Origin of the sequence: Fibrobacter sp. UWB7, assembly GCF_900142945.1 — a bacterium.
Classification (GTDB): domain Bacteria; phylum Fibrobacterota; class Fibrobacteria; order Fibrobacterales; family Fibrobacteraceae; genus Fibrobacter.
The window spans coordinates 142,228-164,674 of the sequence record NZ_FRCO01000001.1 but is presented as its reverse complement, the minus strand read 5'-3'; the positions used below and the strand labels follow the sequence as shown (position 1 = coordinate 164,674).

Sequence of the window (22,447 nt, the reverse complement as noted above, 5' to 3'; positions counted from 1 at the left end):
ACTATGGAAATGACATTTGCAATGATCAAGCCGAACGCAGTCAAGTCTGGCTTGGTTGGTCGTATTATCGATCGTTACATCGCTGCCGGTCTCTCTGTCTGCGCCGTCAAGATGCACCAGATGACCTCCGAAGATGCTCGCGGTTTCTACGCTGAACACGTCGAAAAGCCGTTCTTCCCGGAACTCGAAGCCTACATGACCAAGGGTCCGTCCGTGATGCTTGCTCTCGGTGGCGAAAACGCAATTGCAAAGGTCCGCGCCATTAACGGTGCTACCAATCCGGCTAAGGCGGAACCGGGTACCCTCCGCTACGATTTTGCTCCTTCCATGACCGAAAACGTCGTTCACAGCTCCGATAGTCCGGCTTCTGCAGAACGCGAACTCGACTTCTGGTTCAAGAAGGAAGAACGCTACGCTTACGAAATGCCTTCTCTCAAGGCCTGCTGCGTCCTCTAATTTTTAACAATAAAACAATCCTTCTAAGGAGTAGACTCAAATGCAATGGATCATCAAGTATCTTACCTCGTCCATTGGTAAGAAGCAGATCATGGGATGCACTGGCGCCTTCTTGGCTCTGTTCATCTTTGGCCACATGTGTGGCAACTTCCAGCTCTTGAACTTCGACCAGGCTGCGGCACAGGCGTCCTACAACGCTTATACCGAATTCCTGACCGGATTCAACCCGCTCCACTTCCCGGTGAAGATGATTTACCTCGTCGAACTGGTACTCGTGGCTGCTTTCGCCATTCACATCTTCCTTGCTATCAAGCTGAAGATTGAAAACAAGAAGGCTCGTGGCGGAATTGAATACGAAGTCAATGCACGCAAGGGCAAGAAGACTTTCGCAACCTTCACCATGATCTGGTCTGGTCTCTTCATTCTCGGCTTCCTCATCCAGCACCTCATGATGCTCAAGTTCGGTGAGCACTATCTCTATGTGAACGACAAGGGCGAAATCATCCGCGACATGTGGCTCACCACGATCCAGATGTTTGCAAACCCGGGCTGGGCTGCATTCTATGTTGTTAGCATGTTCGTGATCGGTATGCACCTCTTCCACGCCATCTCCTCTGCATTCCAGACGATGGGTATCGCTCACCAGAAGTGGACCCCGATTATCGACATCGCCGGTATCGTTTATAGCGTCGTCGTTGCTCTTGGCTTCGGCATCACCGCTGTTGCCTCTTACTACCTCGCTAACCAGCCTGAAACCCAGGCTCTTATCGAAAAGTCCCGTAGCCTCCAGCAGCAGTACGAACAGCAGAAGGCCAAGGCCGACAAGGCTGCTTTCGTCATTCCGTCTGTTGGCGAAGTACAAGTTTCTTTCAATATTGAAAAGTAAGGAGCCCACTAATGATTCTTGATTCTAAAATCCCCGGTGGTTCCATCGAAGAAAAGTGGACCAAGCACAAGTTCGAACTCAAGCTCGTGAACCCGGCTAACAAGCGTAAGTTCACAGTGATCGTCGTGGGTACTGGCCTTGCAGGTGCTTCTGCTGCCGCATCCCTCGGTGAACTTGGTTACAACGTAAAGTCTTTCTGCATTCAGGATAGCCCGCGCCGTGCACACTCCATTGCAGCCCAGGGCGGTATCAACGCAGCAAAGAACTACAAAAACGATGGCGACTCCGTTTATCGTTTGTTCTACGATACCGTTAAGGGTGGTGACTTCCGTGCTCGCGAAGCCAACGTTCACCGCTTGGCAGAAAACTCCAACTTGATTATCGACCAGTGCGTCGCTCAGGGCGTTCCGTTCGGTCGTGAATACGGTGGCCTTTTGGACAACCGCTCTTTCGGTGGTACGCAGGTTTCCCGTACGTTCTACGCTCGTGGCCAGACGGGTCAGCAGCTCCTCCTCGGTGCTTACCAGGCTCTCATGCGCCAGGTTGCTGCCGGTAAGGTCAAGATGTTCCCGCGTCGCGAAATGATGGACCTCGTCGTGATCGACGGCAAGGCTCGCGGTATCATCGTCCGTAACCTCATCACTGGCGAACTCGAAAGCCACGTTGCAGACGCTGTCTGCCTTTGCACTGGTGGTTATGGTAACGTCTACTACCTCTCCACGAACGCTCAGGGCTCCAACGTCACGGCTGCATTCCGTGCTTACAAGCGCGGCGCTCTCTTTGCAAACCCGTGCTACACGCAGATCCACCCGACCTGCATTCCGCGCCATGGCGACCTTCAGTCCAAGCTCACCTTGATGAGTGAATCCCTCCGTAACGACGGTCGTATTTGGGTTCCGCGCAAGGCTGGCGACACCCGTTCTCCGGACCAGATCCCGGAAGAAGAACGTTACTACTACCTCGAAGAAAAGTACCCGAGCTTCGGTAACCTCGTCCCGCGTGACGTGGCATCCCGTAACGCCAAGCAGGTTTGCGACGCAGGTCTCGGCGTGGGTAACACCAAGCAGGCTGTGTACCTCGACTTCGCCGACGCTATCCAGCGTATGGGCGTTGCAGGCGTCTCTGCTAAGTACGGCAACCTCTTCCAGATGTATGAAAAGATCACAGACGAAGACCCGTACAAGGTCCCGATGCGCATCTTCCCGGCTATCCACTACACCATGGGTGGTCTCTGGGTTGACTATGATTTGATGTCCACCATCCCGGGCTGCTTCGTTCTCGGTGAAGCTAACTTCTCCGACCACGGTGCAAACCGCCTCGGTGCTTCTGCTCTTATGCAGGGCCTCTCCGACGGTTACTTTGTGATTCCGTTCACCATCGGTGGCTACTTCGCAGGTACCAAGCTCGAAAAGGTCTCTGAATCCGATGCTGCATTCGAAGACTGCAAGAAGCAGACCGAAGAACGCATCCACAAGCTCCTCTCCATCAAGGGTCACCGCACTGTTAACGATATCCATCGTGAACTCGGTAACATCATGTGGGAATACGTTGGCATGGCTCGTAACGAAGCCGGCCTCAAGACGGCTCTCGAAAAGATTCCGGCACTCCGTCAGGAATTCTGGGAAAACGTCAACGTGCTCGGCTCCGAAGGTTCCTTCAACCAGAACCTCGAACGTGCTGGCCGCGTTGCTGACTTCCTCGAATTCGCCGAAGTCCTCACTCTCGACGCTCTCCATCGTAAAGAATCTTGCGGTGGCCACTTCCGTGAAGAAAGCCAGACTCCGGAAGGCGAAGCAAAGCGCGATGATGAAAACTTCTGCTACGTCGGTGCTTGGGAATACAAGGGCGACGGTATCGCACCGGAACTCTCCAAGGAACCTCTTACCTTTGATAACGTCCACCTTGCTACTAGGAGCTACAAATAATGAGCGGACTGAATTTGACTTTGAAGATTTGGCGTCAGAAGGATGCCAAGACCAAGGGACAGTTCGAAACTGTCAAGATCAACGATGTTTCTCCGGACATGTCCTTCTTGGAAATGCTCGACATTGTGAACGAAGAACAGATGAAGCAGGGCAAGGAAGGCTTCGCTTTCGACCACGACTGCCGCGAAGGTATCTGTGGTATGTGCTCTCTCGTCATCAACGGTATGCCGCACGGTCCTGACCATGCAACGACTACCTGCCAGCTTCACATGCGTAAGTTCAAGGATGGCGACACCATCGTGATCGAACCGTGGCGCGCTGCCGCATTCCCGGTTATCCGTGACTGCGCTGTTGACCGTACCGCATTCGACCGCATCATTCAGGCTGGCGGCTTCGTTTCCGTGAACACCGGTGCTGCTCCTGAAGCATCCACGATTCCGGTTCCGAAGGCTGATGCCGACCGCGCATTCGACGCTGCCGCTTGCATTGGCTGCGGTGCTTGCGTCGCTGCATGTAAGAACGCATCTGCTATGCTCTTCGTCTCTGCTAAGGTTTCTCACCTCAGCTTCTTGCCGCAGGGCAAGGTCGAAGCAAAGAAGCGCGTTTTGGCCATGGTCGCTCAGATGGACAAGGAAGGCTTCGGCAACTGCACGAACCTTTACGAATGCCAGGCTGCCTGCCCGAAGGGTATCACCGTCGATTACATCGCCAAGATGAACCGCGAATACCTCGGCGCAACAGTCACCTACGCCGAAAAGGTGTACGGCAAGGATTAATAAGTTCACTGAGCTTGCCGAAGTGAACTGAATAGTCGGTTCGGCAGGCTCATCGACCTTTCCTGTGTCATCCTGAGCGGAGCCTGTCATTCTGGAGCGAAGCGATAGAATCCAGGCGTAGCCCCGATAGGATCTAGTGCATTTAAAAAGGACCGCAGCGATGCGGCCCTTTTTGTGTTTGAAAGATATTAAAGGTTGTCTAAAATCCTTAGCATCTCAGCTGGAGATACTATTTTCGGATGTTGCGGAAAATGTTTCAAGTTGCCAGTAACTAAAAAGGCGTTATCTGTCTTGTTCTTTTCCATTGTGACTTCGAAAAATACAACATCCTTTGGGTCTGGAAAATCGCCTATAAGAGATTCTACCGTTGCGAGGTTCTCTCCAATGGCTTTTAGACGCGATATCAAAAAATCGACAGTTTCTTTTGGAAAGTGAAATTTTTTACGCGATAGAACTTCTTCATATTCCTGCAAAATTGAATCGTTAAAAACGGGAATAATCTCATGGGCGTAAGTTTGTTGCACAACTTGCCCTGGGACTGAATTCCACTTCAAAAGAGCTGACACGAGTACATTTGTGTCTATAACGGCGTAACACTTCATTTGCCGGCTCGAACTTGTTCGATTTCAGCGTTGATTTCATCAAGAGACATGTCTGAAACTCCTGCATTTTCTGCAGATTGAGAAGCTTGCTTCATTGCTTCAAGAACATCGTCAGGAGCGCTCGGACGAAGTTTCATGCTGAATGGAATTCCGTTTTCTAGAACCGTGCGTGCCAGAAATATGCGAACAGCCGTAGGCAAGTCTATGCCGAGCTTTTCGCATATACTACCCGCTGCAGCTCGGGTCTTTTCGTCCACTCGGACTTGTAGTAGTGTACTAGACATGTCGTACCTCTGTATTTGATTAAAATGCAAAAATATTCTAAATGAATGCGAAACTCTTTAGTCTTAATATAAATAATTACCTGTGAATTATCAATACTATTGTAAATTTTTATTGGCAAATATTGCGTTTTAAGTTATTTTTAAAGTATGAATTTGGGGAATGTTCGATTTGTGCATTTAAACGTGTTGAATAAATCGAGGAAATCAGCATGAAAAAATCTTCCATGAATCATTATACGATAGGTGCTATTATTTTTGCAATGGCTAACATTGCACTTATCGCTTGCGGAGGCGACAGCAGTGGCACAAACTTCGATGAGCCATCGAAGGTAAGTGACGCCGACATTGAGGTGGTTGACTTCGATGACCTTCCCAAATGTAACAGCAAGAACGAGGGTTCGACCGCTTATGTTCTGGAAGATGAAACTGGTTATGTCTGCGGCGAAGACGGTAAGTGGCGTAAAGATGGCGATGTCGTGCCGGTGAATTCCTGTAGTAGCAGTAAAGTTCGCAGTTCGTCTTCGAAAAAATCTGTCGTTGATACCGTTACCAAAAAAGGACCTGAAACGGGCGATTCCTCGACGCTTCGCAAGTGTGCTCCCGAGTTTGATGACAAGTATATGACATACAACGGTATGATTTATCGCTGCTATGATGATTATTGGCGCCCTGAGAAAAATCCGCCTAAGGATACTGATGCTCAGGTGATTTGTCTCAAGACGACCGACCCGAACGCTCCTCTCAAGTGTTACCTTGATACGGCTATTTGGAGCAGTTCCAGCTATCAGGCTTCTCCCGAAGACTTTGTAGACCAAGACGTCATCAAGATTAAGGATGGTTCCATTTCGGGTGTGGCGCAGAAGGGGCCGTACCTGCAAGGCTCTACGTATCGGATTATTTCGCTTGACGGCAAGACTTTCAAAACCACGGGCGACACGCTTACCGATCAGTTCAATAACAGCAAGGGATCGTACACATTCACTGACCTGAATCTATCTAGTCAGTATGCGATGATTGAGGCGAGCGGATATTATCGCAGCGAGCTCACGGGTAAGAAAAGCAACTCGCAGATGACTATCGGCGCTATTGTGGATGTGCAGAAGGATGCGAACATCAACATAATTACGAATCTGGAATATGAACGTGTAAAATACCTTGTTCGAAATGAAGGCTACAATATTGCGGGTGCAAAGAAACGCGCTCTCACCGAAGTCCTTTCTGCTTTCCATATTGAAAATGTGACGGGCTCTGCAGAGCAGCTTGATATCACGAAGAACGGTGAAGCGAACGGTGCGTTACTGGCGATCTCTATCATGATTCTGGGGTTTGCAGGAACGGAAAATGTCGCTGACATGATGAATGACTTTCGCGATGACTTAAAGGAGGACGGTCAGTGGACGGGAAAAAATGTACGGACTAAAATTGCCGATATTGCATATGCCGCTGATAGTACTGGAAAATTTGAGGAATATCGTCGTAACATCGCCGATTGGAATTTATCGAATTCTATCCCTAATTTTGAAAAGTATATCAATGATTTTTGGGGAAGTGAATATGGCATAGGAAAATGTACAAAAGATCGATTTGGTGAAATCAAGACCAATCAAAACGAAAATAGTAAATACGCAAACAGTTATTTTATATGCGGTGGCAATTTAAATGATGAAGAAGAATTAAATTCATGTCTCAATCAATCGGATTTATCAAACTTGGAGTCCGCTTTAGAAAACTGCGTGAAAAGAATCTCTGCCGCTTATTTTGACTCTCTATGGATACCTATAGGGCAAATGAAAGCTAATACATCCGGTCAGGAATGTAAAATTGGTGTTTCTGGAAATATTGACAAAGATAGATTCTATACATGTGAAAAAGGTAATTGGCGCGAAGCGACTGATGATGAAATTCTTATTGGAAGGAATACGCAAAATCAGGCTTGCACTGTAGATGGCTTGGTTATCTCTGGAGCTGTTGATAAGGACAAGTATTTCTATTGCGAAAAAAAATTAAAAGACGTAAGTTTGGGCCATAATGAATGGATTTATGAATCGAATTGGCGGGTGGCAACACCTTTGGAAGTCGACAAATATCGAACTGAATGCAATATAAATACTCAAGATGGGAAATTATTCTTCTTTAGTGATGGTAATTACTATGCGTGTGATACCAATGGAATTAGGAAGGCTTCGGCTACGGATGTTTCTTTGGGATTAGCTTGTGTTGCGGCCTTGGAAGGGACTGCTTCTGTATCTCCAATAAAAACTCCGATAATATGTAAACGTGGAAAATGGGTTTTTAATGGGGAATTCGGTTCTGTAGAAGATCAATATGGACGAGAGTACAAAACGGTACAAATAGGTTCACAAATATGGATGGCAGAAGATTTAGGCGAAAGAAGTTATGTATGGGGTGGTAATAGCGATATTTGTCCAACAGGTTGGCATGTTCCTGATACATCGGAGTGGAAAATTCTTTTTAAAAGTATTGGATATACTTCGGAGGCTTTATTGAAAGAATCCTTGAAAATTGTTGCAGATGCATTTTTCACCGATACATATGGTTTTTCTGCAAATGGGTTTATTTATTGGAGCCGGAATTACGATAGTCAATCAATTACATATTATGACCCCTGTTATGTGAGTTTAAAAGATTTTTCTTCTAGCTGTAAAGGAGCATGTCATGTCCTTTACAATAGAAATATACTCGGTAAACCTTGTGATCAGTATCCGATTCGTTGCGTAAAAGATTAAAAAAGGGAAAAAATGAAAAAGTCTTTACTTTCAATATATTATAGGGTAACTTGCGTTTGTTTAGGAATAATCTTTGTTGCATGTAGTGATAATGCTACAAAGTCCAGTGATGAATCTTATAGAAAAAAAGCTGATTACGAGGTTTCTCAATTAGGGGATTTGCCTAAATGTAATTCTTCCACAAAAGGAAAAACAGCTTCTGTAGGCTTATACGGAAAAGAATATGTTTGTGATTGTAGAGATTGGGTCGATGTTGAAATGCAACAAATGATTGATGAAGGTCTTGAGAGAGCTAGAAATAATCATGCCAATGATTCTATCCTTGCTATGTATGACAAAGCTCAAAAGTCTTTAGGTAATTTACCTTGTGTAGATAGTTATTCAAATCAAGATAAGCCGAAAGATAGTAAAGAGACTGGTAAATATTCAAGTTCATCTAAGGCTAATCCCGTAACAGAGGAACCCATTGATATTGGGGATACATTGGCTAATGGAAAAGATACTCTTTTTTCATCAAGTTCTAGCATTTCCTTAGAATTGTCAGATTTTGAAAAAGAGGAAGTTGTCAAGATTGAAAATGCAACCCTTGCCGGTGTCGCTCAAAAAGGGCCTTATTTGCAAGGTGGAATATATAGAATTATTCCACTTGATGGAGATACGTTTAAACCTGTAGGCGATACCCTTACGGATTATTTTAAGGCTAGTGATGGATATTATTCTTTTTCTGACTTGAAAATGCCTAGTCAGTATGCTTTTGTTGATGCAAACGGCTATTACCTTAATGAACTTACTGGCAAAAAAAGTGGTTTGCAGGTATCCATAGGTGCTATTGTTGATGTTCAAATGAGTGCTAATGTCAATATAATTACAGATTTGGAGTATGAACGAGTGAAATACCTTGTTCTTAAGAAAGAGTACAATATTGCTGGAGCAAAGAAACGTGCTTTTTCTGAGGTTTTGGCTGCATTCCACATAGATTCTGTAACAGGTGTAGCTAGTGAACTTGATATTACAAAAATTGGTGATGCAAATGGTACTTTGCTAGCTCTTTCCATAATAGTGCAAAACGCGATAAGTTCAGGTATTTATATGATGAAGGACTTTCGTGAAGATATAAAGGAAGATGGCGAATGGAACGATAAGGCAACACGTGCAAAAATGGCTGATTTAGCTTATGAATCCGACAACGCTGAAAAACTTAGTACCTATAAAGAATATGTTGTCAAATGGGGTGGCAAGGTACCTAATTATGAATCGTATGTAAATGAATTCTGGAGTGGAGAATATGGATTGGAAAAGTGTTCTGGCTCGACTGTTGGAAAAATCAAGAAAAATCAAAATGCCTTGAGTGCCTATAAAAATAATTATTTTGTATGTGAAAATAGCAAATGGCGTTTTATTGACCAATTAGAATATAATACATACAATCGGGAATGTGATGTTGAAGGAACGATTATTTCCGGAATCATAGATAAGGATTTGTATTATAAATGCGAGATGAAATATGATTATGCTGGGTATAAAATAGGACTAATGTGGCGTGAAGCAACCGCACTTGAGGGAGGAGTGTATTATTGGGATGGCGAATATGAATCTTTTGTAGATGATAGAGATGGCCGAGTGTATAAATCGGTGAATTACGGTTCCCAAAAATGGATGGCTGAAAATTTAAAATTTACATCTAAAGAAAATGGACTTGCGTATGGCCATATGTTTACGTATGGAGATTCCGAAATTGATAGCAATCGTGTCGTTTATTCTTGGGGAGGGGCTATGGATAGTGCTGGAATTTATTCAACAAATGGTATAAATTGTGGAACTAAGATAGATGATTGTTTTCCGTCCTATCCGGTGAGAGGAATATGTCCTGAAGGTTGGCATTTGCCAACCAGCTCAGAATGGGAAAATTTGTATTCTGCTATGGGGAATACTCCTTATGCTATGCAGGCAAAGGGGTATGATTCGTGGCCCGAAGCTACGGATGCGTATGGATTCTCTGTTCTCCCTACTTACCTATCATCCTATACTGATTTTTGGACCGCTACATATAGCGATGCTGGCAGAGCAAAAACATGGGATTTAGGCAGAACAGAAGCTAGGCTTGGTCAACAAATGAGACGCTCATATATTTCAGTTCGTTGTGCGAAAAATACCGCTAAATAGTACTGTACAATGTTTTTATAAGGTATAGAAAAATATGATTACACGTATATTCCATCCGATAGGTCAAGGTGCGTTTTATTCAGAGCTTCATGAACTAGATAATGGAGAAATGTTCAACATTATCTATGACTGCGGTGTGGTTGGTCGTAAGGGAATTATATCTAGTAGTGCGAAAGCATTGCTTCAAGGTTTCGCCGCTCAATCTCAATATAAGACGATAGATATTCTTTTTATTTCGCATTTAGACTATGATCATGTTTCTGGAATAACAGAATTGCTGAATAATGGAGTTAAATTTAAAAGGATTATTCTTCCTTTGCTATATCCTAATTGTGGTAATTCTGTATTGTCTATTATTCAGCGAGTTGTGCAATCTGTATTGAAAGGAACGCGTCTTATTTATGTTTCTCCAGAATCAGATGAACGTCCGTCGGAGCTGACTGTGGAACAACTTGATGATGATAAGAATACCATCATAAAAAGTAATACCCGTATTTGTTATGCCCGAAATTCATGGGTTTTTGTTCCCTATAACTACGATTATTCAAATCGAAATAAAGTTTTAATGGTAAATTTAAAAACGAATGGCTTTAGTGTAAAATCGTTGATTCGAAGTGTTCGGTACATATCAGGAAATTTAAAGAATCCGGTCCGTTATAAGAAGCTAAAAGATGCTTATGAAAAAATTTGCAATGGTAAAAATGGTTCTGGTATCAACGAAAATTCAATGCTTGTTTATTCAGGCCCAAATACAAATAATTCATTGCATGTGGTTCAATGTTCGTTTTCTGCTTTCCCTAAAATAGTCTGCTTTAGACAAAATAATCTTCCTGGATGCGTATATATGGGAGATTCCGATATGCATGTGTGTGACATTAAGAATATTTATAACTCTTTCTGTGCTTTTATTGGTTGTGTGCAGATTCCCCATCATGGGAGCTACAAAAACTATGATTCAAATAGCTTGAAAAATTTTATTTGTCCGATCTCAGCAGGAAATAGCAGCAAACATCCATCGAAAAATGTTGTTTATAATTTAATTCAAAATGACTGTGTTCCTTTGGTGGTAACGGAAGATCCTACTACGGAATATATAGAAGAAATAAAACCGTAACTTATTTTTTTATATGATATGAATTATGTCTACTCCCGCAACAAAGAAGTTTACGTATAGCCAGATAATGTCTTTGGCTTTGCAACTATCTGATGCAGAGCGTGCTCAACTATGTCGTGATTTAACACATGCAGACCGTGCTGAAAGCTTTGGTCGCTTGAGTTATTTAGTTGCGCCTTGTGATTTGACTGATGATGAAATTCGCGAGGAATGTGAATCTGTTCGTCAGGAAATGTACGAGGCGCGCCTTGCAAAAAAGTAAGAAACCACAAAGAATTGTCGTTGATACTGATTTTGCCTCCTTTCGTCCAAATCTCTTGGAAAAAGGTCATTTTTTCGAGATATCTCTGAAAGAAATTGTAGCTTGATGGCATTTGCGGCGCCTTATAACCACTCTCTTTCCTATATTTCCATCAGAAATTAAAAAAGGAATCTAAGATGAAAAAGATTTTTGCGATGCTTGCGGCTGTTGCTTGTGCCGCGGTTCTTTCTGCCTGTAACGACCAGAAGTCTGAAACGAAGACTGCTGCCGATGAATCCTTCAACAAGGTCAAGGCTGCAGGCGTGTTCGTGCTCGGCCTTGACGATTCTTTCCCGCCGATGGGTTTTCGCGACAAGGACAACAACATCGTGGGTTTCGATATCGACCTCGCCACTGAAGTTTGCGCTCGCTTGGGCGTGAAGCTCAAGACTCAGCCGATTTCGTGGGACGCGAAGGAACAGGAACTGAACACCGGCAAGATTGACTGCATCTGGAACGGCATGAGCGTTGACTCTGCACGTGCCAAGGCCATGAACTTGAGCGATGCTTACCTCAAGAACCGCATGATTTTCACGGTGAAGGACAAGGCTATCACGAACCTCGCTGCTCTTGCAGGCAAGAAGATTGCCGTGCAGAACGGTTCTACCGCACAGAAGTTGCTCGATGCTTCCGAAGCCGGCAAGGCTGCCAAGGAAATCGTCCCGTTTGACGATAACCAGACGGCTCTCATGGATTTGGACAAGGGCGGTGTCGATGCCGTATTCCTCGACGAAATCGTAGCCAAGTACTGGATTGTCACGAACGCTAAGCCGTACGTTGTCTTGGAAGAAGGTCTCTCCGACGAAGTTTACGCAGTCGGCTTCCGCAAAAAGGACCAGGCTCTCCGTGACTCTGTGAATAATGTCCTCGCTGCAATGAAAAAAGACGGCAAGTTCGCTGAAATCTCCGCCAAGTGGTTCGGCAAGTAACGGTCGGCGCGCAATCTCATGTCTGATTTGAATTCCTTACTCCCGATTCTCTGGGGCGGTTTCTGCACAACGCTTGCGATTTTTGCGCTCACGCTGTTGTTCTCGATTCCGCTCGGCTTGCTTGTCGCTGTCCTCAAGATGAGCCGCTACCGCATTGTGCGTTACCCGGTATCGTTCTACATCTCGGTGATGCGCGGCACTCCGCTTTTGCTCCAGATTGTGGCGATTTACTTTGGCTCGTACTACTTGAGCGAATACACGGGAGTGGAGTTCTCGTTTGACCGTTTTCCGGCAGTGATTGTCGCCTTCTCGATAAACTATGCCGCTTACTTTGCCGAAATCTTCCGCGGTGGCATCCAGTCGATTCCGAAGGGCCAGTACGAGGCTGCAGCAATGCTCGGCCTTACGCGCGGTCAGACATTCTATCGCATCATTCTTCCGCAGGTGGTCAAGCGCGTTGTGCCTGCCAGTGCAAACGAAGTCATCACGCTTGTGAAGGATACTTCCTTGGCGCAGGTCATTGCTGTGACGGAACTTTTTGCACTCGCGAAAAAGCAGCAGGCTGCTTACGCAAGCATTTATCCGTTGTTTGTCGCGGGCGTGTTCTACTACATCGCCAATTTGCTTTTGAGCATGGTCTTTGCTTACGTTGAACGTAAGTTGAATTACTACAAGTGAGGCGTGTCATGGATTCTCAAGTTCAGTCTGTTATCATTAATGACGCGTCTCTGGATTCCACTCCGATTCTCGAAGTCAAGCATTTAAAGAAGTCCTTTGGCGATTTGCATGTTCTCAAGGATATTTCGTTTGACCTCAATGCGGGCGAGGTACTTTCGATTATCGGGCCTTCCGGTTCAGGCAAGAGTACGCTTCTCCGTTGCCTCACGCAGCTCGAAACCTTTGAAGCGGGCGAGGTATGTGTCGATGGTAAGGATATGGTAATTCCCGGTTCGAGCAATGGCGGTAAAATCAAGTACGCTCCTGCAAAGACGCTCCGTGACATTCGACTTTCTACGGGGCTTGTGTTCCAGAACTTTAACTTGTTCCCGCACTTGACCGTACTCCAGAACTTGACGCTTGCGCCGATCCGCGTGCTTGGCGATTCCCGTGAAGATGCCCGTGCGCTGGCTCGATTCTTGCTCAAGCAGATGGGGCTCGAAGGAAAGGAAAAGTCTTACCCATGTGAACTCTCGGGCGGTCAGCAACAGCGCGTGTCCATTGCGCGTGCGCTTGCATTAAAGCCGAAGATTCTTTTCTTTGATGAACCGACGAGCGCTTTGGACCCAGAACTCACGGGCGAAGTCCTCAAGATCATCAAGAAGCTTGCCGAAGACCGCATGACAATGGTCATCGTGACTCACGAAATGGCTTTTGCCCGAGATGTGGCGAACAAGGTTATGTTCATGGACCAGGGCGTTGTCGTGGAACAGGGAACACCGGACTTTGTGTTCAACCAGTCTCAGAACAAACGCTTGAGTTCGTTCCTGGAAAGATTTTCAAGAACATAATACATCCAAATTTGCTGTTTATCTTCAAATTTTGACGTGTTGTAGACTTTTAAAACATTTTTGGGATTTTTTTGTAAAAAGTTCTAGAAATGTTGTCTACCATTTTTGTATTTTATCCTTCATCTAACAAATTTTGAATTTTTAAATAACATTTGTGTTATTTGAAGGAGATTAAATGAAAAAGCTCTTTATTGCATCCGCTATCGCCATGATGTGTCTTAGCGCAAACGCCTTTGCCGAAGATGATGGCTACGGTAACGATATCCCGGCGGCAAGGTCCGAAGGAACTGTCGATGACGGCTATGGCAACAAGCTCCCGTCGTCAAACGAACCTGAATACAAGAGCTTCGAAGAAGCCCGCTCTTCTTCAAATAACGGTCAGCGTCCGAAGTTGCAGGTCGGTGTCCACATGGGCATTGGCTATGCCGGTTTTTATGATTATCCGACCGATGAAGATTTTGTTGATGAGTTCGGCAAGAATGAATGGGGTGGCTTATCCTTTGATCTCGGTATTGTGCTCAAATACCGCCTGAACCCGCTGATTTCTTTTGTTCCTGAAATCAACTTTGGCGTGAGCTACTTCTCGGAAGAAATTAAAGGCTCCGAAGGTTATGACAGTTATTGGAAATGGTACAAGGTCAATGACACTCGTACCCTTGTCAATTTTAATATTCCGCTCGCTCTCCGCTTGAATGTCCCGTTTGTTTATCTGGAAGCTGGTGCTCGCCTTAACTTGAATTTCGTAACATCTCATGACTATGAATACACCGATGAAAACGGCAATGCTCTTCAGTACTATGATAGAGAAGAAGGTGAGTACAAGAACGTGACGCGTAAAGCCGATGATGAATGGGATGTCAAAACTTTTGTTCCGTCCCTCATGGCAGGTTTAGGCACGACATTCCTCATCAATGGTCATGAAGTTGACTTGGGTATCCGTGCTTTCTGGGACTTGACTGCAATCGAAGAACACGACAAGCTTTTCTATGAAACTGATGATTCCCGTTACCTCAAGGCGGTCGACGTCGGTTCGAAAATCTTCTCAATTCAGTTTGTTCTTAACTACTTCTTCTAATGTTTAAAAAGGCGGGCTTTGACCCGCCAAATTTTTTTCAAAAAAAGTGAAATTTTTTCCTGAAAAAAGCGTGTTATATAGTAGACACTTTTAGCAGGAGAAAAAATGAACCATAACCAACTTGCGTTATACGCCAAACCCGAATTTCATTTGTTGCCTCGTGAAAAAATGGAAAATATAGGTGTAAGCGCATTGAGCAATGAAGAATTGTTAGCCATTATTTTGGGGAGCGGCAGTCACGAATGTAGTGTGTTCGAACTGTCGAGGCGGCTCTCGGATTTTTTGTCGACGGAAACTTCGATCCCGACATTGGCTCGTCTCAAAGAAATTCGTGGACTTGGAAAAGTCAAGGCGGCACAGATTCTTGCCTGTTTGGAACTTTCGGGGCGCTTTATTTTGAGTGACAAGGCTGTTCCTGTTTCGACTCCCGAAGATGTGCTTTCACGTGTGGCGTACTTGAAGTATGAATCGCAGGAGCATCTCGTCGTTGTTTCGCTAAATTCCGCCAATTACGTTATTCGCGTGCATGAACTCACGACCGGACTTGTCAACCAGACTCCGGTCCACCCGCGAGAAGCGTTTGCCTTAGCTATCGAGGACCGCGCTGTATCGGTCATTTTTGTCCACAATCACCCCTCAGGATCGCTAGAACCGAGCCCAGAAGACATTTCAATTACGCGAGTCCTTTGTGCATCAGGTAAAATTTTGCAAATACCGGTTTTGGACCATATTATTATTGGTAAAACTGGGTTTACAAGTCTATGCCGTCTTTACCCAGAAATGTTCGAAAGTACATTTTTTAAGTGAAAATGTGTAAAAAAAAAGACATAAATAGGCAAAATACAAAAAGTATGTATTATTTATCAATTAAATCGAACGACAAAAAGTGCGGACTTTTTTTTAAAGAGTTATATTTTCGTTAAACATTACTATAAAGGACCACTCTATCCAAGGGTTGGTTAAAACAAGGAGACTCTATGAAACGAGTAGCAATGGGATTGGCCCTGGCTTTGGCGGCATCATCCGCCTTTGCTGGTCACGCCAATACGATTAACAAGACGGGCTTCGTCGGTGTCAATAAGACACAGTCAGCTCAGTCTCTCGGTCATTCAAAGCTTGTGTTTACAGCTTTGGGCGACTATGCTTTTGGCAATAGCATGTTCAAGAATGAACCGGAACTCGGTTACAGCCATGTGTTGCAGAATGAGTACACGAATCAGAGAGCTAGTGTTGCTCAGTATAACGGTATCAGCGCCTATGTTGGTCTCGCTATTGGTCTTTTGGACTACTTCGACATCGGTGTGACGTTGCCGGTCTATTATGACAAGTTTAACGGCAATACCGCTTGCGAACCGTCTGAAATTGATGGTGGTAAGTGCGATGGCAATCCGCTTGCTGGTACGAGCAACGCATACGTCGGTAACGTGACGGCTAGCTTGAAGGCTCGTGCTCCGATCCCGGCTGATGTGCCTATCGACTTCGCTGCATTCTTCAGATATTCTTTCAAGACTTCTAAGAATACCAAGCAAGGTCTTTGGGTTCGTGAACCGGAATACTTCCAGAAGGAAACCGGTATTGCTTATCCGTACGGCTCTGCTAAGTCCGTATTCACCGTCGGTGCTGCTTTGACGTTCGACCTTACCAAGGCGGACATCATGCCTCTCCTCGTCCATTTCAACGGTGGTTACCGTATGTCCATGGACAAGGCTTACTTGTCCTTCCCGTTCGCAAGCGCAGCTCTTGAATTCTATGTGCTTGACTTCCTCTCCTTCTTCGGCGAACTCTACATGGATATTCAGACAGATGAATTTACATGGAATGTTCGCAATACAGAACTCAATAATGGCAAGTACAGTGCTCCTGAAAAGCTCGACATGAAGCAGGTGACTGCTGGTGCCGTGTTCCACCTGCCGGTGGGCCTTGACATCCAGCTCGGTGCTTCTTTCTATGTGGGCAACGACAACTTTGTTCATTATGCTCGCGTGATGCACAATGAAGAAAACTTGAACCAGGCTGCCGCTAATGGAGCCGTTTCCACTGACGGTCAGCTCCTGTCTGGTATTGAAGTGACTAAGACCCGCGTGAACCCGCAGATCGCTTTGTTCGGTGGTCTTACCTGGTCGGGCTTCCTTGCTCCGCAGGACCGCGACGGTGACGGCGTGGCTGACTCTGATGACCGCTGCCCGGATGACTATGGTCACCGTTTGAACGGCGGCTGCCCGATGGGTAACCCGGATAGCGACGAAGACGGTGTCTGCGACGCTTGGGTTTCTGAAAAGGGTATGCTTGACGAATTCCGTAATGTTTGCGAAGGTATCGACCAGTGCCCGACCGAAAAGGGTAACAACTCTAACGGTTGCCCGAGCGATGATCCGGACCCGGATAAGGACGGCGTCTGCGATTCTTGGGTAAGCCAGAAGGGTCAGCTCGATCAGTTCAAGGATATTTGCGAAGGCATCGACCAGTGCCCGGCTGAAGCTGGTACGCTCGTCAACAACGGTTGCCCGGAAGACAATCCGGATCCGGATGGCGACGGTCTCTGCTCTCCGTGGGTTACCGACAAGAACAAGCTTGACCAGTATGCCGGCGTCTGCAAGGGCTACGACATGTGTCCGGGTGAAGCTGGTGCTGCCGGCAATAAGGGCTGCCCGTGGGATGACCCGGATAGCGACGGCGACGGTATCTGCGACGAATGGGTTGTTCAGAAGAAGCTCGGCTACTACTTCGAAAAGGCTGCCGAAGACGAATCTGTTGCTAAGGAATGGTTCATCTCCAAGACCTGTAAGGGTCTCGACAAGTGCCCGCTCGAACACGGTGTTGCCGCTAACGATGGTTGCCCGCTCCCGGATCCGGACCTTGACAAGGATGGCGTCTGCGATGCTTGGGTCACCGAAAGGAACATGTTCAACCTCTTCGAAGGTGTCTGCGCTGGTATGGATCGCTGCCCGGCTGAAGCTGGCGACGATGGCTTCGGCTGCCCGAAGAAGAAGGTAGAAAAGCTCGAAGGTATCTCCTTCAAGAGCGGCTCTGCTACTGTCAACGCTAACGCTAAGAGAATCCTTAAGGGTATCGCTCAGAAGCTCAAGGAAGACGAAGCCTATAAGGACCTCAAGATTGTGATCCAGGGTCATACCGATAACCGCGGTAAGGCTAAGAAGAACCTCAAGCTCTCTGACCGCCGCGCTAAGGCCGTTATGAAGCAGCTCACGAAGTTCGGCGTTGCCAAGAACCGTATCAAGGCTGTTGGTCTCGGCTCTACCTGCCCGGTTGACGATAACTCCACGGCAGATGGTCGCGAAATGAACCGTCGTATTGAAATGCACTTCGTCACACCGGAAAATGACGGTATGAAGTGCGAAAGCAACTACGTTGGTGACTAATAACTTTTAGAGTCTCAACCAAAGCCCCGGGCATTAGCCCGGGGCTTTTCTACATTTACGGCATGACAAAACTTGATGAAATTCTGACCGCAAATAACTTTAGCAATCACGATCTCGTTGAAATGCTCCCCGTAAACTTGAACCATAAGATGGTGCAGAAGGCGCGCCTCGGCAAGAAGCCTGTGCCAAAGCACTCGCAAGACCTGATTTTGCAGGCTTTGAACAAACTTTTGTTGCAATCCGCCGCCGAAGTGGACGGCAAGGTTGTGAAGCAGTACAAGCGCGTGGAAGTGTTCGGAAACGACGAAGTCGCTTAGCAACTTTTATTACATTAACAATATGCAGCAATACTTAGATCTTCTCAAAGATATTATCGATAACGGTGTAGATCGTTCTGACCGCACTGGCACCGGCACTCGTTCTGTGTTTGGCCGCCAGACCCGCTTTGACCTTTCCAAGGGCTTCCCGTGCCTCACGACTAAGAAACTCCACTTGCGCAGTATCATTCACGAACTGCTGTGGTTCTTGAAGGGCGATACGAATATCAAGTACTTGCACGATAACAAGGTTACGATTTGGGACGAATGGGCTGATGAAAATGGCGACTTGGGTCCGGTTTACGGTCACCAGTGGCGCTCCTGGCCGACACCTGATGGCGGACACATCGACCAAATTGCGAACTTAATCAATAGCCTCAAGAACAATCCAGATTCTCGCCGTCATTTGGTTTGCGCTTGGAACGTTGCCGAAGTCGACAAGATGGCTTTGCCGCCGTGCCATTGCCTGTTCCAGTTCTACGTGGGCGGTGTAGGCGCTAGCGGTAAGCGCAAGCTCAGCTGCCAGCTTTACCAGCGCAGTGCCGACATGTTCCTCGGCGTGCCGTTCAACATTGCATCGTACTCGCTCTTGACGATGATGCTTGCCCAGGTCTGCGGTTACGAAGCGGGCGAGTTTGTCCATACTTTTGGCGACCTGCATTTGTACAGCAATCACTTTGACCAGGCTCGTGAACAGCTTTCGCGCACGCCGCGTGCGCTCCCGACGATGAAGATGAATCCTGATGTCAAGGATTTGTTCGATTTCAAGTTCGAAGATTTTGAACTTGTGAATTACGATCCGTGGCCGACCATCAAGGCTCCGATTGCTGTTTAATGAACGCATCGATTGACTTCATTGGCGATATTCATGGGCATTACGATGAACTCGTAGTGCTCCTTAAAAAGCTGGGCTACGAAGAACGCGGAGGCGCGTTCCGCTATCCGGGCGATGCTCGGACGGTCATCTTTTTAGGCGATTACATTGACCGCGGAAGTCGAGTGCGCGATACGGTGAATCTCGTGCGTGCTATGCGCGATGCGGGTTCTGCTGTGGCGTTGTTGGGCAATCACGAGTTCAATGCGCTTAGCTTTTGGCACGAGAATGGAGCCGGTGGGCGACCCATAAAATCGATTTGTGGCGGTTATTTGCGTGAGCATACTTTTAACAAAGTTGCGATTCACGTGAAGACTGTCGAAAGTTATCGCGGGCGCAAGGCGGAATTCCAGGAAATGCTTGATTTCCTCAAGACGCTCCCGTTTTACTTGGAAACAGACTTGTTCCGTGCGCAACATGCCTGCTTTGACTTGAAATGCGCTGAAGTGCTTAAAGCTGAAGGTATCCGTTCTTTTATGGATGGCGATTTCGACGAGCTTATTGCACGTGCGAACGACAAGAATGACGAATACGATGATTCGCTGTATTGGCCGATAAGTTTGTTCTTGAAAGGTCCGGAATTAGATTTGCCGGAGGGAGTGACGTTCCGTGATGCCGAAGGTGTAAATCGTAAACGTACGCGAATCCGCTGGTGGATCAATCCGAAAAACGTCACTTTGCAGGATCTCAGTTTCCAGCCGGGTGTGGAATTGCCTCCGCGCGAAGTTCCGCTCGAAATTCAGACACGCGATTTCTATGGCGAAAATGAACGCCCTGTTTTCTTTGGGCATTATTGGTTGACGGGGATGCCTGAACTTATTCGTGATAACGTTTGCTGTCTGGATTACAGCGTTGCAGGTTATCGCGGGGACGGGCGCCTAGTTGCTTACCGTTTTGATGGCGAACAGAAACTCGATAACTGTAAGTTCGTCTCGGTCGAAGCTGGAACAGCATTATAAAAACCCATAGCTGAACGCCTTATTGCTATATTTATAATATGCTACAATGGGATACGCTTCTTTCTGCAACGCGTTACGGTCACCCGGCCGATCCGGACCCGAACCGTTCTGACTTCCATCGCGATTACGACCGCATCGTTTTTTCTACCGCATTTCGTCGCTTAGGCCGCAAGACTCAAGTTCACCCGTTCTCGGTGAATGACCACGTTCACAGCCGCCTCACGCACAGCCTCGAAGTTTCGAGTGTGGGCCGTAGCCTCGCGATTACGGTGTATCACCTGATTAAAAAGCATTTGCCGAAGTACGTGAACGAATACCAGTTCGGTACGATTGTGCAGTCGGCATGCCTCGCTCACGATATTGGAAACCCGCCGTTTGGCCATGCGGGTGAAGCCGCTATCCGCGAATGGTTCCGCAAAAATCGCCATTCCGCACCGATGTCTGAACTGAGTGACAAGGAAATTGCAGACTTCGAAAACTTTGACGGTAACGCTCAAGGCCATCGCATTTTGAGTAAGCTCGAATACCACTTCCTTGATGGCGGTATGCGCCTTACGTATGCGACAATCGGTTCGATGATCAAGTACCCGCGACTTGCGTATTACGGTTGCCCGACGAGCTTGTTCCGCACCGAAGCAGAACTCTATCGCGAAACGGCTGAAATTCTTGGAATCCCGGAAATTGGCAATGGCGTGTGGGCTCGTCATCCGCTTGTGTACTTGATGGAAGCTGCAGACGATATTTGCTATTCCATTCTCGACGTTGAAGATGCGATTGAACTTGGCATTTTGACGTTTGGCGATGTGCGCAACATGTTCAGTTTCTTGTGCGGCCCGGAAGTCGATATCGACCGCGAGTTCGAAGAAAACGGTCAGAACTTCAGAGACTTCCTCAGTAGCATTCGTGGGCGCGCAATCCAGAACTTGATTGATGACGTGGCGGTGCTCTTTGTGAAGCATTACGACCGCATCATGGAAGGGACGCTCGACAAGCATTTGATTGACCTTTCCCGTTCTGATACGATGGAGGGCATCCGCATTGCAAAGCGCTTGGGCGTAGAACGTATTTACCCTGACCGCCGTAAGACGGAACTTGAAGTCGGTAGCTATACGACGCTCAGCACCGTGCTCGACGCGTTTATCAACGGTGTTTACGATTACCGCCAGAACGACCGCAATTCGTACCGTGCAAACCGCATTGTCCGCTTGATTGGGCAAGCCAAGATTGGCCAGAGCGTGACGACCGCCGAAGCTTATCACCAGGTGCTCGATTTTGTGAGTGGCATGACGGACAATTATGCCACATACCTTGCTCGTCAAATTGGCGGGCTTGCGATGGGCTACTAAGAGGTCTTGCTCCGTGAGTGCGCTGGATATCGGCATCAAGAACGATGCTTCGAAAATTTGGCTATTCGATTACGACTTGACGCTTTACGGCGAAGAGGAACGCTTTGTATTAAATTCGCTTGACCACCGCATTGCTGAATTTGTCCAAAAGACCGTGGGCGGGACGTTTGAAAGCGCTACGGAAATCCGCAAGGATTATCTGCACCGCTTTGGCACGACGCTTTCGGGACTCATGGCGATGAACGGCACGCATCCGGACGATTTTTTTGACTTTATCCATGAACCCGAATACCTGATTTACCCGAAGGTGGCGCCTGAAAAGCTTGAACTCCTGAAATCGCTTGTGGGGCACCGCTTTGTGTTTACGAATGGGCGTGGGGATTGGAGCCGCGCGGGCATGGCGCACATGCAGCTCGATTCTGCGATTGAGGATGTTTTTGACCTCAAGCTTATGGATTGGGAAGGCAAGCCTCACGTGAGCGCATACGATAAAATCGAAAAATGGCTAGTGGCGCGGGGCGTTTTGGCTCAAGAATCGTCCGAAAAGTCGAAAATTGTGTTGCTCGAAGATTCGTTACGCAATTTGGAACCCGCTCATGAACGCGGCTGGACGACTGTTCTTGTGAATCCGAACATTCAAGCGCCCAGTTGGGTGGATTTTCATATCCCGCATTTACTAAATTTACGGGAGAAGTTAATTACGAATCTATAACAGAGGTCTTTAGTCAATAGTCATTGGTCTTTAGTTTTTATAAGACGCCTTGGACGCGATTATTAAACAAAAGTCTATTGACTAATAACCAAT

The 22,447-nt window shown here is 46.7% G+C and carries 21 protein-coding genes; 19 read left to right on the top strand and 2 right to left on the bottom strand.

Going from position 1 to position 22,447, the window contains the following annotated elements:
* Window positions 1-3: 3 nt before the first annotated feature.
* The 4 genes from ndk to BUC30_RS00710 are packed head-to-tail and all read left to right on the top strand — an operon-like array spanning window position 4 to window position 4,043.
* On the top strand, window positions 4-456 hold the full coding sequence (gene ndk, locus BUC30_RS00725) for a nucleoside-diphosphate kinase (RefSeq protein WP_073423020.1): 453 nt from the start codon (window positions 4-6) through the stop codon (window positions 454-456).
* A gap of 40 nt (window positions 457-496) precedes the next feature.
* Complete coding sequence (locus tag BUC30_RS00720) at window positions 497-1,342, top strand: succinate dehydrogenase cytochrome b subunit (RefSeq protein WP_073423018.1); 846 nt, start codon at window positions 497-499, stop codon at window positions 1,340-1,342.
* Window positions 1,343-1,353: 11 nt separating this feature from the next.
* Window positions 1,354-3,267 (top strand): fumarate reductase/succinate dehydrogenase flavoprotein subunit, encoded by a 1,914-nt coding sequence (locus BUC30_RS00715; protein ID WP_014547103.1) that lies wholly within the window; start codon window positions 1,354-1,356, stop codon window positions 3,265-3,267.
* Window positions 3,267-4,043, top strand: a complete 777-nt coding sequence (locus BUC30_RS00710) for a succinate dehydrogenase/fumarate reductase iron-sulfur subunit (protein ID WP_014547104.1) — start codon at window positions 3,267-3,269, stop codon at window positions 4,041-4,043. Before BUC30_RS00715 ends, BUC30_RS00710 begins: the two co-directional genes overlap by 1 nt.
* Before the next feature lie 188 nt (window positions 4,044-4,231).
* Here BUC30_RS00710 and BUC30_RS00705 read toward each other — a convergent pair whose 3' ends face one another.
* Both BUC30_RS00705 and BUC30_RS00700 read right to left on the bottom strand, forming a co-directional pair.
* Window positions 4,232-4,645, bottom strand: a complete 414-nt coding sequence (locus BUC30_RS00705) for a putative toxin-antitoxin system toxin component, PIN family (RefSeq protein ID WP_073423016.1) — start codon at window positions 4,643-4,645, stop codon at window positions 4,232-4,234.
* Complete coding sequence (locus tag BUC30_RS00700) at window positions 4,642-4,929, bottom strand: type II toxin-antitoxin system RelB/DinJ family antitoxin (protein WP_073423014.1); 288 nt, start codon at window positions 4,927-4,929, stop codon at window positions 4,642-4,644. The genes BUC30_RS00705 and BUC30_RS00700 overlap by 4 nt, the downstream gene beginning before the upstream one ends.
* A 209-nt stretch (window positions 4,930-5,138) precedes the next feature.
* Here BUC30_RS00700 and BUC30_RS00695 point away from each other — a divergent pair, with 209 nt between their 5' ends.
* From BUC30_RS00695 to BUC30_RS00625, 15 genes are all read left to right on the top strand, one after another.
* Window positions 5,139-7,676 (top strand): FISUMP domain-containing protein, encoded by a 2,538-nt coding sequence (locus BUC30_RS00695; RefSeq protein ID WP_073423013.1) that lies wholly within the window; start codon window positions 5,139-5,141, stop codon window positions 7,674-7,676.
* A gap of 12 nt (window positions 7,677-7,688) precedes the next feature.
* Window positions 7,689-9,839 carry an FISUMP domain-containing protein gene (locus tag BUC30_RS00690; RefSeq protein ID WP_073423011.1) on the top strand — a complete coding sequence of 717 codons (2,151 nt, stop codon included), beginning with the start codon at window positions 7,689-7,691 and terminating at the stop codon, window positions 9,837-9,839.
* Window positions 9,840-9,873: 34 nt separating this feature from the next.
* Window positions 9,874-10,953: an MBL fold metallo-hydrolase gene (locus BUC30_RS00685; RefSeq protein WP_073423009.1), complete on the top strand. Its 1,080-nt coding sequence runs from the start codon at window positions 9,874-9,876 to the stop codon at window positions 10,951-10,953.
* A 25-nt stretch (window positions 10,954-10,978) separates the two neighbouring features.
* Entirely contained in the window at window positions 10,979-11,215 is a 237-nt protein-coding gene (locus tag BUC30_RS15840; protein ID WP_139260760.1) for a hypothetical protein, read from the top strand.
* 176 nt (window positions 11,216-11,391) lie between these two features.
* A complete protein-coding gene (locus tag BUC30_RS00675) occupies window positions 11,392-12,183 on the top strand; it encodes an amino acid ABC transporter substrate-binding protein (protein WP_073423005.1) in 792 nt (263 codons plus the stop codon).
* Between the two features lie 18 nt (window positions 12,184-12,201).
* A complete protein-coding gene (locus tag BUC30_RS00670) occupies window positions 12,202-12,861 on the top strand; it encodes an amino acid ABC transporter permease (RefSeq protein ID WP_073423003.1) in 660 nt (219 codons plus the stop codon).
* An 8-nt stretch (window positions 12,862-12,869) separates the two neighbouring features.
* Entirely contained in the window at window positions 12,870-13,691 is an 822-nt protein-coding gene (locus BUC30_RS00665; RefSeq protein WP_073423001.1) for an amino acid ABC transporter ATP-binding protein, read from the top strand.
* A 175-nt stretch (window positions 13,692-13,866) separates the two neighbouring features.
* The gene (locus BUC30_RS00660; RefSeq protein WP_073422999.1) at window positions 13,867-14,766 is read left to right on the top strand and encodes a porin family protein; all 900 of its coding nucleotides are present in this window, start codon (window positions 13,867-13,869) and stop codon (window positions 14,764-14,766) included.
* A 105-nt stretch (window positions 14,767-14,871) separates the two neighbouring features.
* On the top strand, window positions 14,872-15,573 hold the full coding sequence (radC, locus tag BUC30_RS00655; protein WP_073422998.1) for a RadC family protein: 702 nt from the start codon (window positions 14,872-14,874) through the stop codon (window positions 15,571-15,573).
* A gap of 170 nt (window positions 15,574-15,743) precedes the next feature.
* Window positions 15,744-18,146: an OmpA family protein gene (locus BUC30_RS00650; RefSeq protein ID WP_073422996.1), complete on the top strand. Its 2,403-nt coding sequence runs from the start codon at window positions 15,744-15,746 to the stop codon at window positions 18,144-18,146.
* A gap of 62 nt (window positions 18,147-18,208) precedes the next feature.
* Window positions 18,209-18,463 carry a hypothetical protein gene (locus BUC30_RS00645; RefSeq protein WP_073422994.1) on the top strand — a complete coding sequence of 85 codons (255 nt, stop codon included), beginning with the start codon at window positions 18,209-18,211 and terminating at the stop codon, window positions 18,461-18,463.
* Window positions 18,464-18,485: 22 nt separating this feature from the next.
* The gene (locus BUC30_RS00640) at window positions 18,486-19,298 is read left to right on the top strand and encodes a thymidylate synthase (protein ID WP_072827012.1); all 813 of its coding nucleotides are present in this window, start codon (window positions 18,486-18,488) and stop codon (window positions 19,296-19,298) included.
* Window positions 19,298-20,296, top strand: a complete 999-nt coding sequence (locus BUC30_RS00635) for a metallophosphoesterase (RefSeq protein ID WP_073422992.1) — start codon at window positions 19,298-19,300, stop codon at window positions 20,294-20,296. Before BUC30_RS00640 ends, BUC30_RS00635 begins: the two co-directional genes overlap by 1 nt.
* A 38-nt stretch (window positions 20,297-20,334) precedes the next feature.
* Window positions 20,335-21,642, top strand: a complete 1,308-nt coding sequence (locus BUC30_RS00630; protein ID WP_073422990.1) for a deoxyguanosinetriphosphate triphosphohydrolase — start codon at window positions 20,335-20,337, stop codon at window positions 21,640-21,642.
* Window positions 21,626-22,354: an HAD family hydrolase gene (locus BUC30_RS00625; RefSeq protein ID WP_244536411.1), complete on the top strand. Its 729-nt coding sequence runs from the start codon at window positions 21,626-21,628 to the stop codon at window positions 22,352-22,354. Before BUC30_RS00630 ends, BUC30_RS00625 begins: the two co-directional genes overlap by 17 nt.
* Window positions 22,355-22,447 lie beyond the last annotated feature (93 nt).

What these genes read in the sequence shown, in the direction of transcription:
- ndk (WP_073423020.1), top strand. Translation starts at nt 4, where the DNA reads ATGGAAATGACATTTGCAATGATCAAGCCGAACGCAGTCAAGTCTGGC.
- BUC30_RS00720 (WP_073423018.1), top strand. Translation starts at nt 497, where the DNA reads ATGCAATGGATCATCAAGTATCTTACCTCGTCCATTGGTAAGAAGCAG.
- BUC30_RS00715 (WP_014547103.1), top strand. Translation starts at nt 1,354, where the DNA reads ATGATTCTTGATTCTAAAATCCCCGGTGGTTCCATCGAAGAAAAGTGG.
- BUC30_RS00710 (WP_014547104.1), top strand. Translation starts at nt 3,267, where the DNA reads ATGAGCGGACTGAATTTGACTTTGAAGATTTGGCGTCAGAAGGATGCC.
- BUC30_RS00705 (WP_073423016.1), bottom strand. Translation starts at nt 4,645, where the DNA reads ATGAAGTGTTACGCCGTTATAGACACAAATGTACTCGTGTCAGCTCTT.
- BUC30_RS00700 (WP_073423014.1), bottom strand. Translation starts at nt 4,929, where the DNA reads ATGTCTAGTACACTACTACAAGTCCGAGTGGACGAAAAGACCCGAGCT.
- BUC30_RS00695 (WP_073423013.1), top strand. Translation starts at nt 5,139, where the DNA reads ATGAAAAAATCTTCCATGAATCATTATACGATAGGTGCTATTATTTTT.
- BUC30_RS00690 (WP_073423011.1), top strand. Translation starts at nt 7,689, where the DNA reads ATGAAAAAGTCTTTACTTTCAATATATTATAGGGTAACTTGCGTTTGT.
- BUC30_RS00685 (WP_073423009.1), top strand. Translation starts at nt 9,874, where the DNA reads ATGATTACACGTATATTCCATCCGATAGGTCAAGGTGCGTTTTATTCA.
- BUC30_RS15840 (WP_139260760.1), top strand. Translation starts at nt 10,979, where the DNA reads ATGTCTACTCCCGCAACAAAGAAGTTTACGTATAGCCAGATAATGTCT.
- BUC30_RS00675 (WP_073423005.1), top strand. Translation starts at nt 11,392, where the DNA reads ATGAAAAAGATTTTTGCGATGCTTGCGGCTGTTGCTTGTGCCGCGGTT.
- BUC30_RS00670 (WP_073423003.1), top strand. Translation starts at nt 12,202, where the DNA reads ATGTCTGATTTGAATTCCTTACTCCCGATTCTCTGGGGCGGTTTCTGC.
- BUC30_RS00665 (WP_073423001.1), top strand. Translation starts at nt 12,870, where the DNA reads ATGGATTCTCAAGTTCAGTCTGTTATCATTAATGACGCGTCTCTGGAT.
- BUC30_RS00660 (WP_073422999.1), top strand. Translation starts at nt 13,867, where the DNA reads ATGAAAAAGCTCTTTATTGCATCCGCTATCGCCATGATGTGTCTTAGC.
- radC (WP_073422998.1), top strand. Translation starts at nt 14,872, where the DNA reads ATGAACCATAACCAACTTGCGTTATACGCCAAACCCGAATTTCATTTG.
- BUC30_RS00650 (WP_073422996.1), top strand. Translation starts at nt 15,744, where the DNA reads ATGAAACGAGTAGCAATGGGATTGGCCCTGGCTTTGGCGGCATCATCC.
- BUC30_RS00645 (WP_073422994.1), top strand. Translation starts at nt 18,209, where the DNA reads ATGACAAAACTTGATGAAATTCTGACCGCAAATAACTTTAGCAATCAC.
- BUC30_RS00640 (WP_072827012.1), top strand. Translation starts at nt 18,486, where the DNA reads ATGCAGCAATACTTAGATCTTCTCAAAGATATTATCGATAACGGTGTA.
- BUC30_RS00635 (WP_073422992.1), top strand. Translation starts at nt 19,298, where the DNA reads ATGAACGCATCGATTGACTTCATTGGCGATATTCATGGGCATTACGAT.
- BUC30_RS00630 (WP_073422990.1), top strand. Translation starts at nt 20,335, where the DNA reads ATGCTACAATGGGATACGCTTCTTTCTGCAACGCGTTACGGTCACCCG.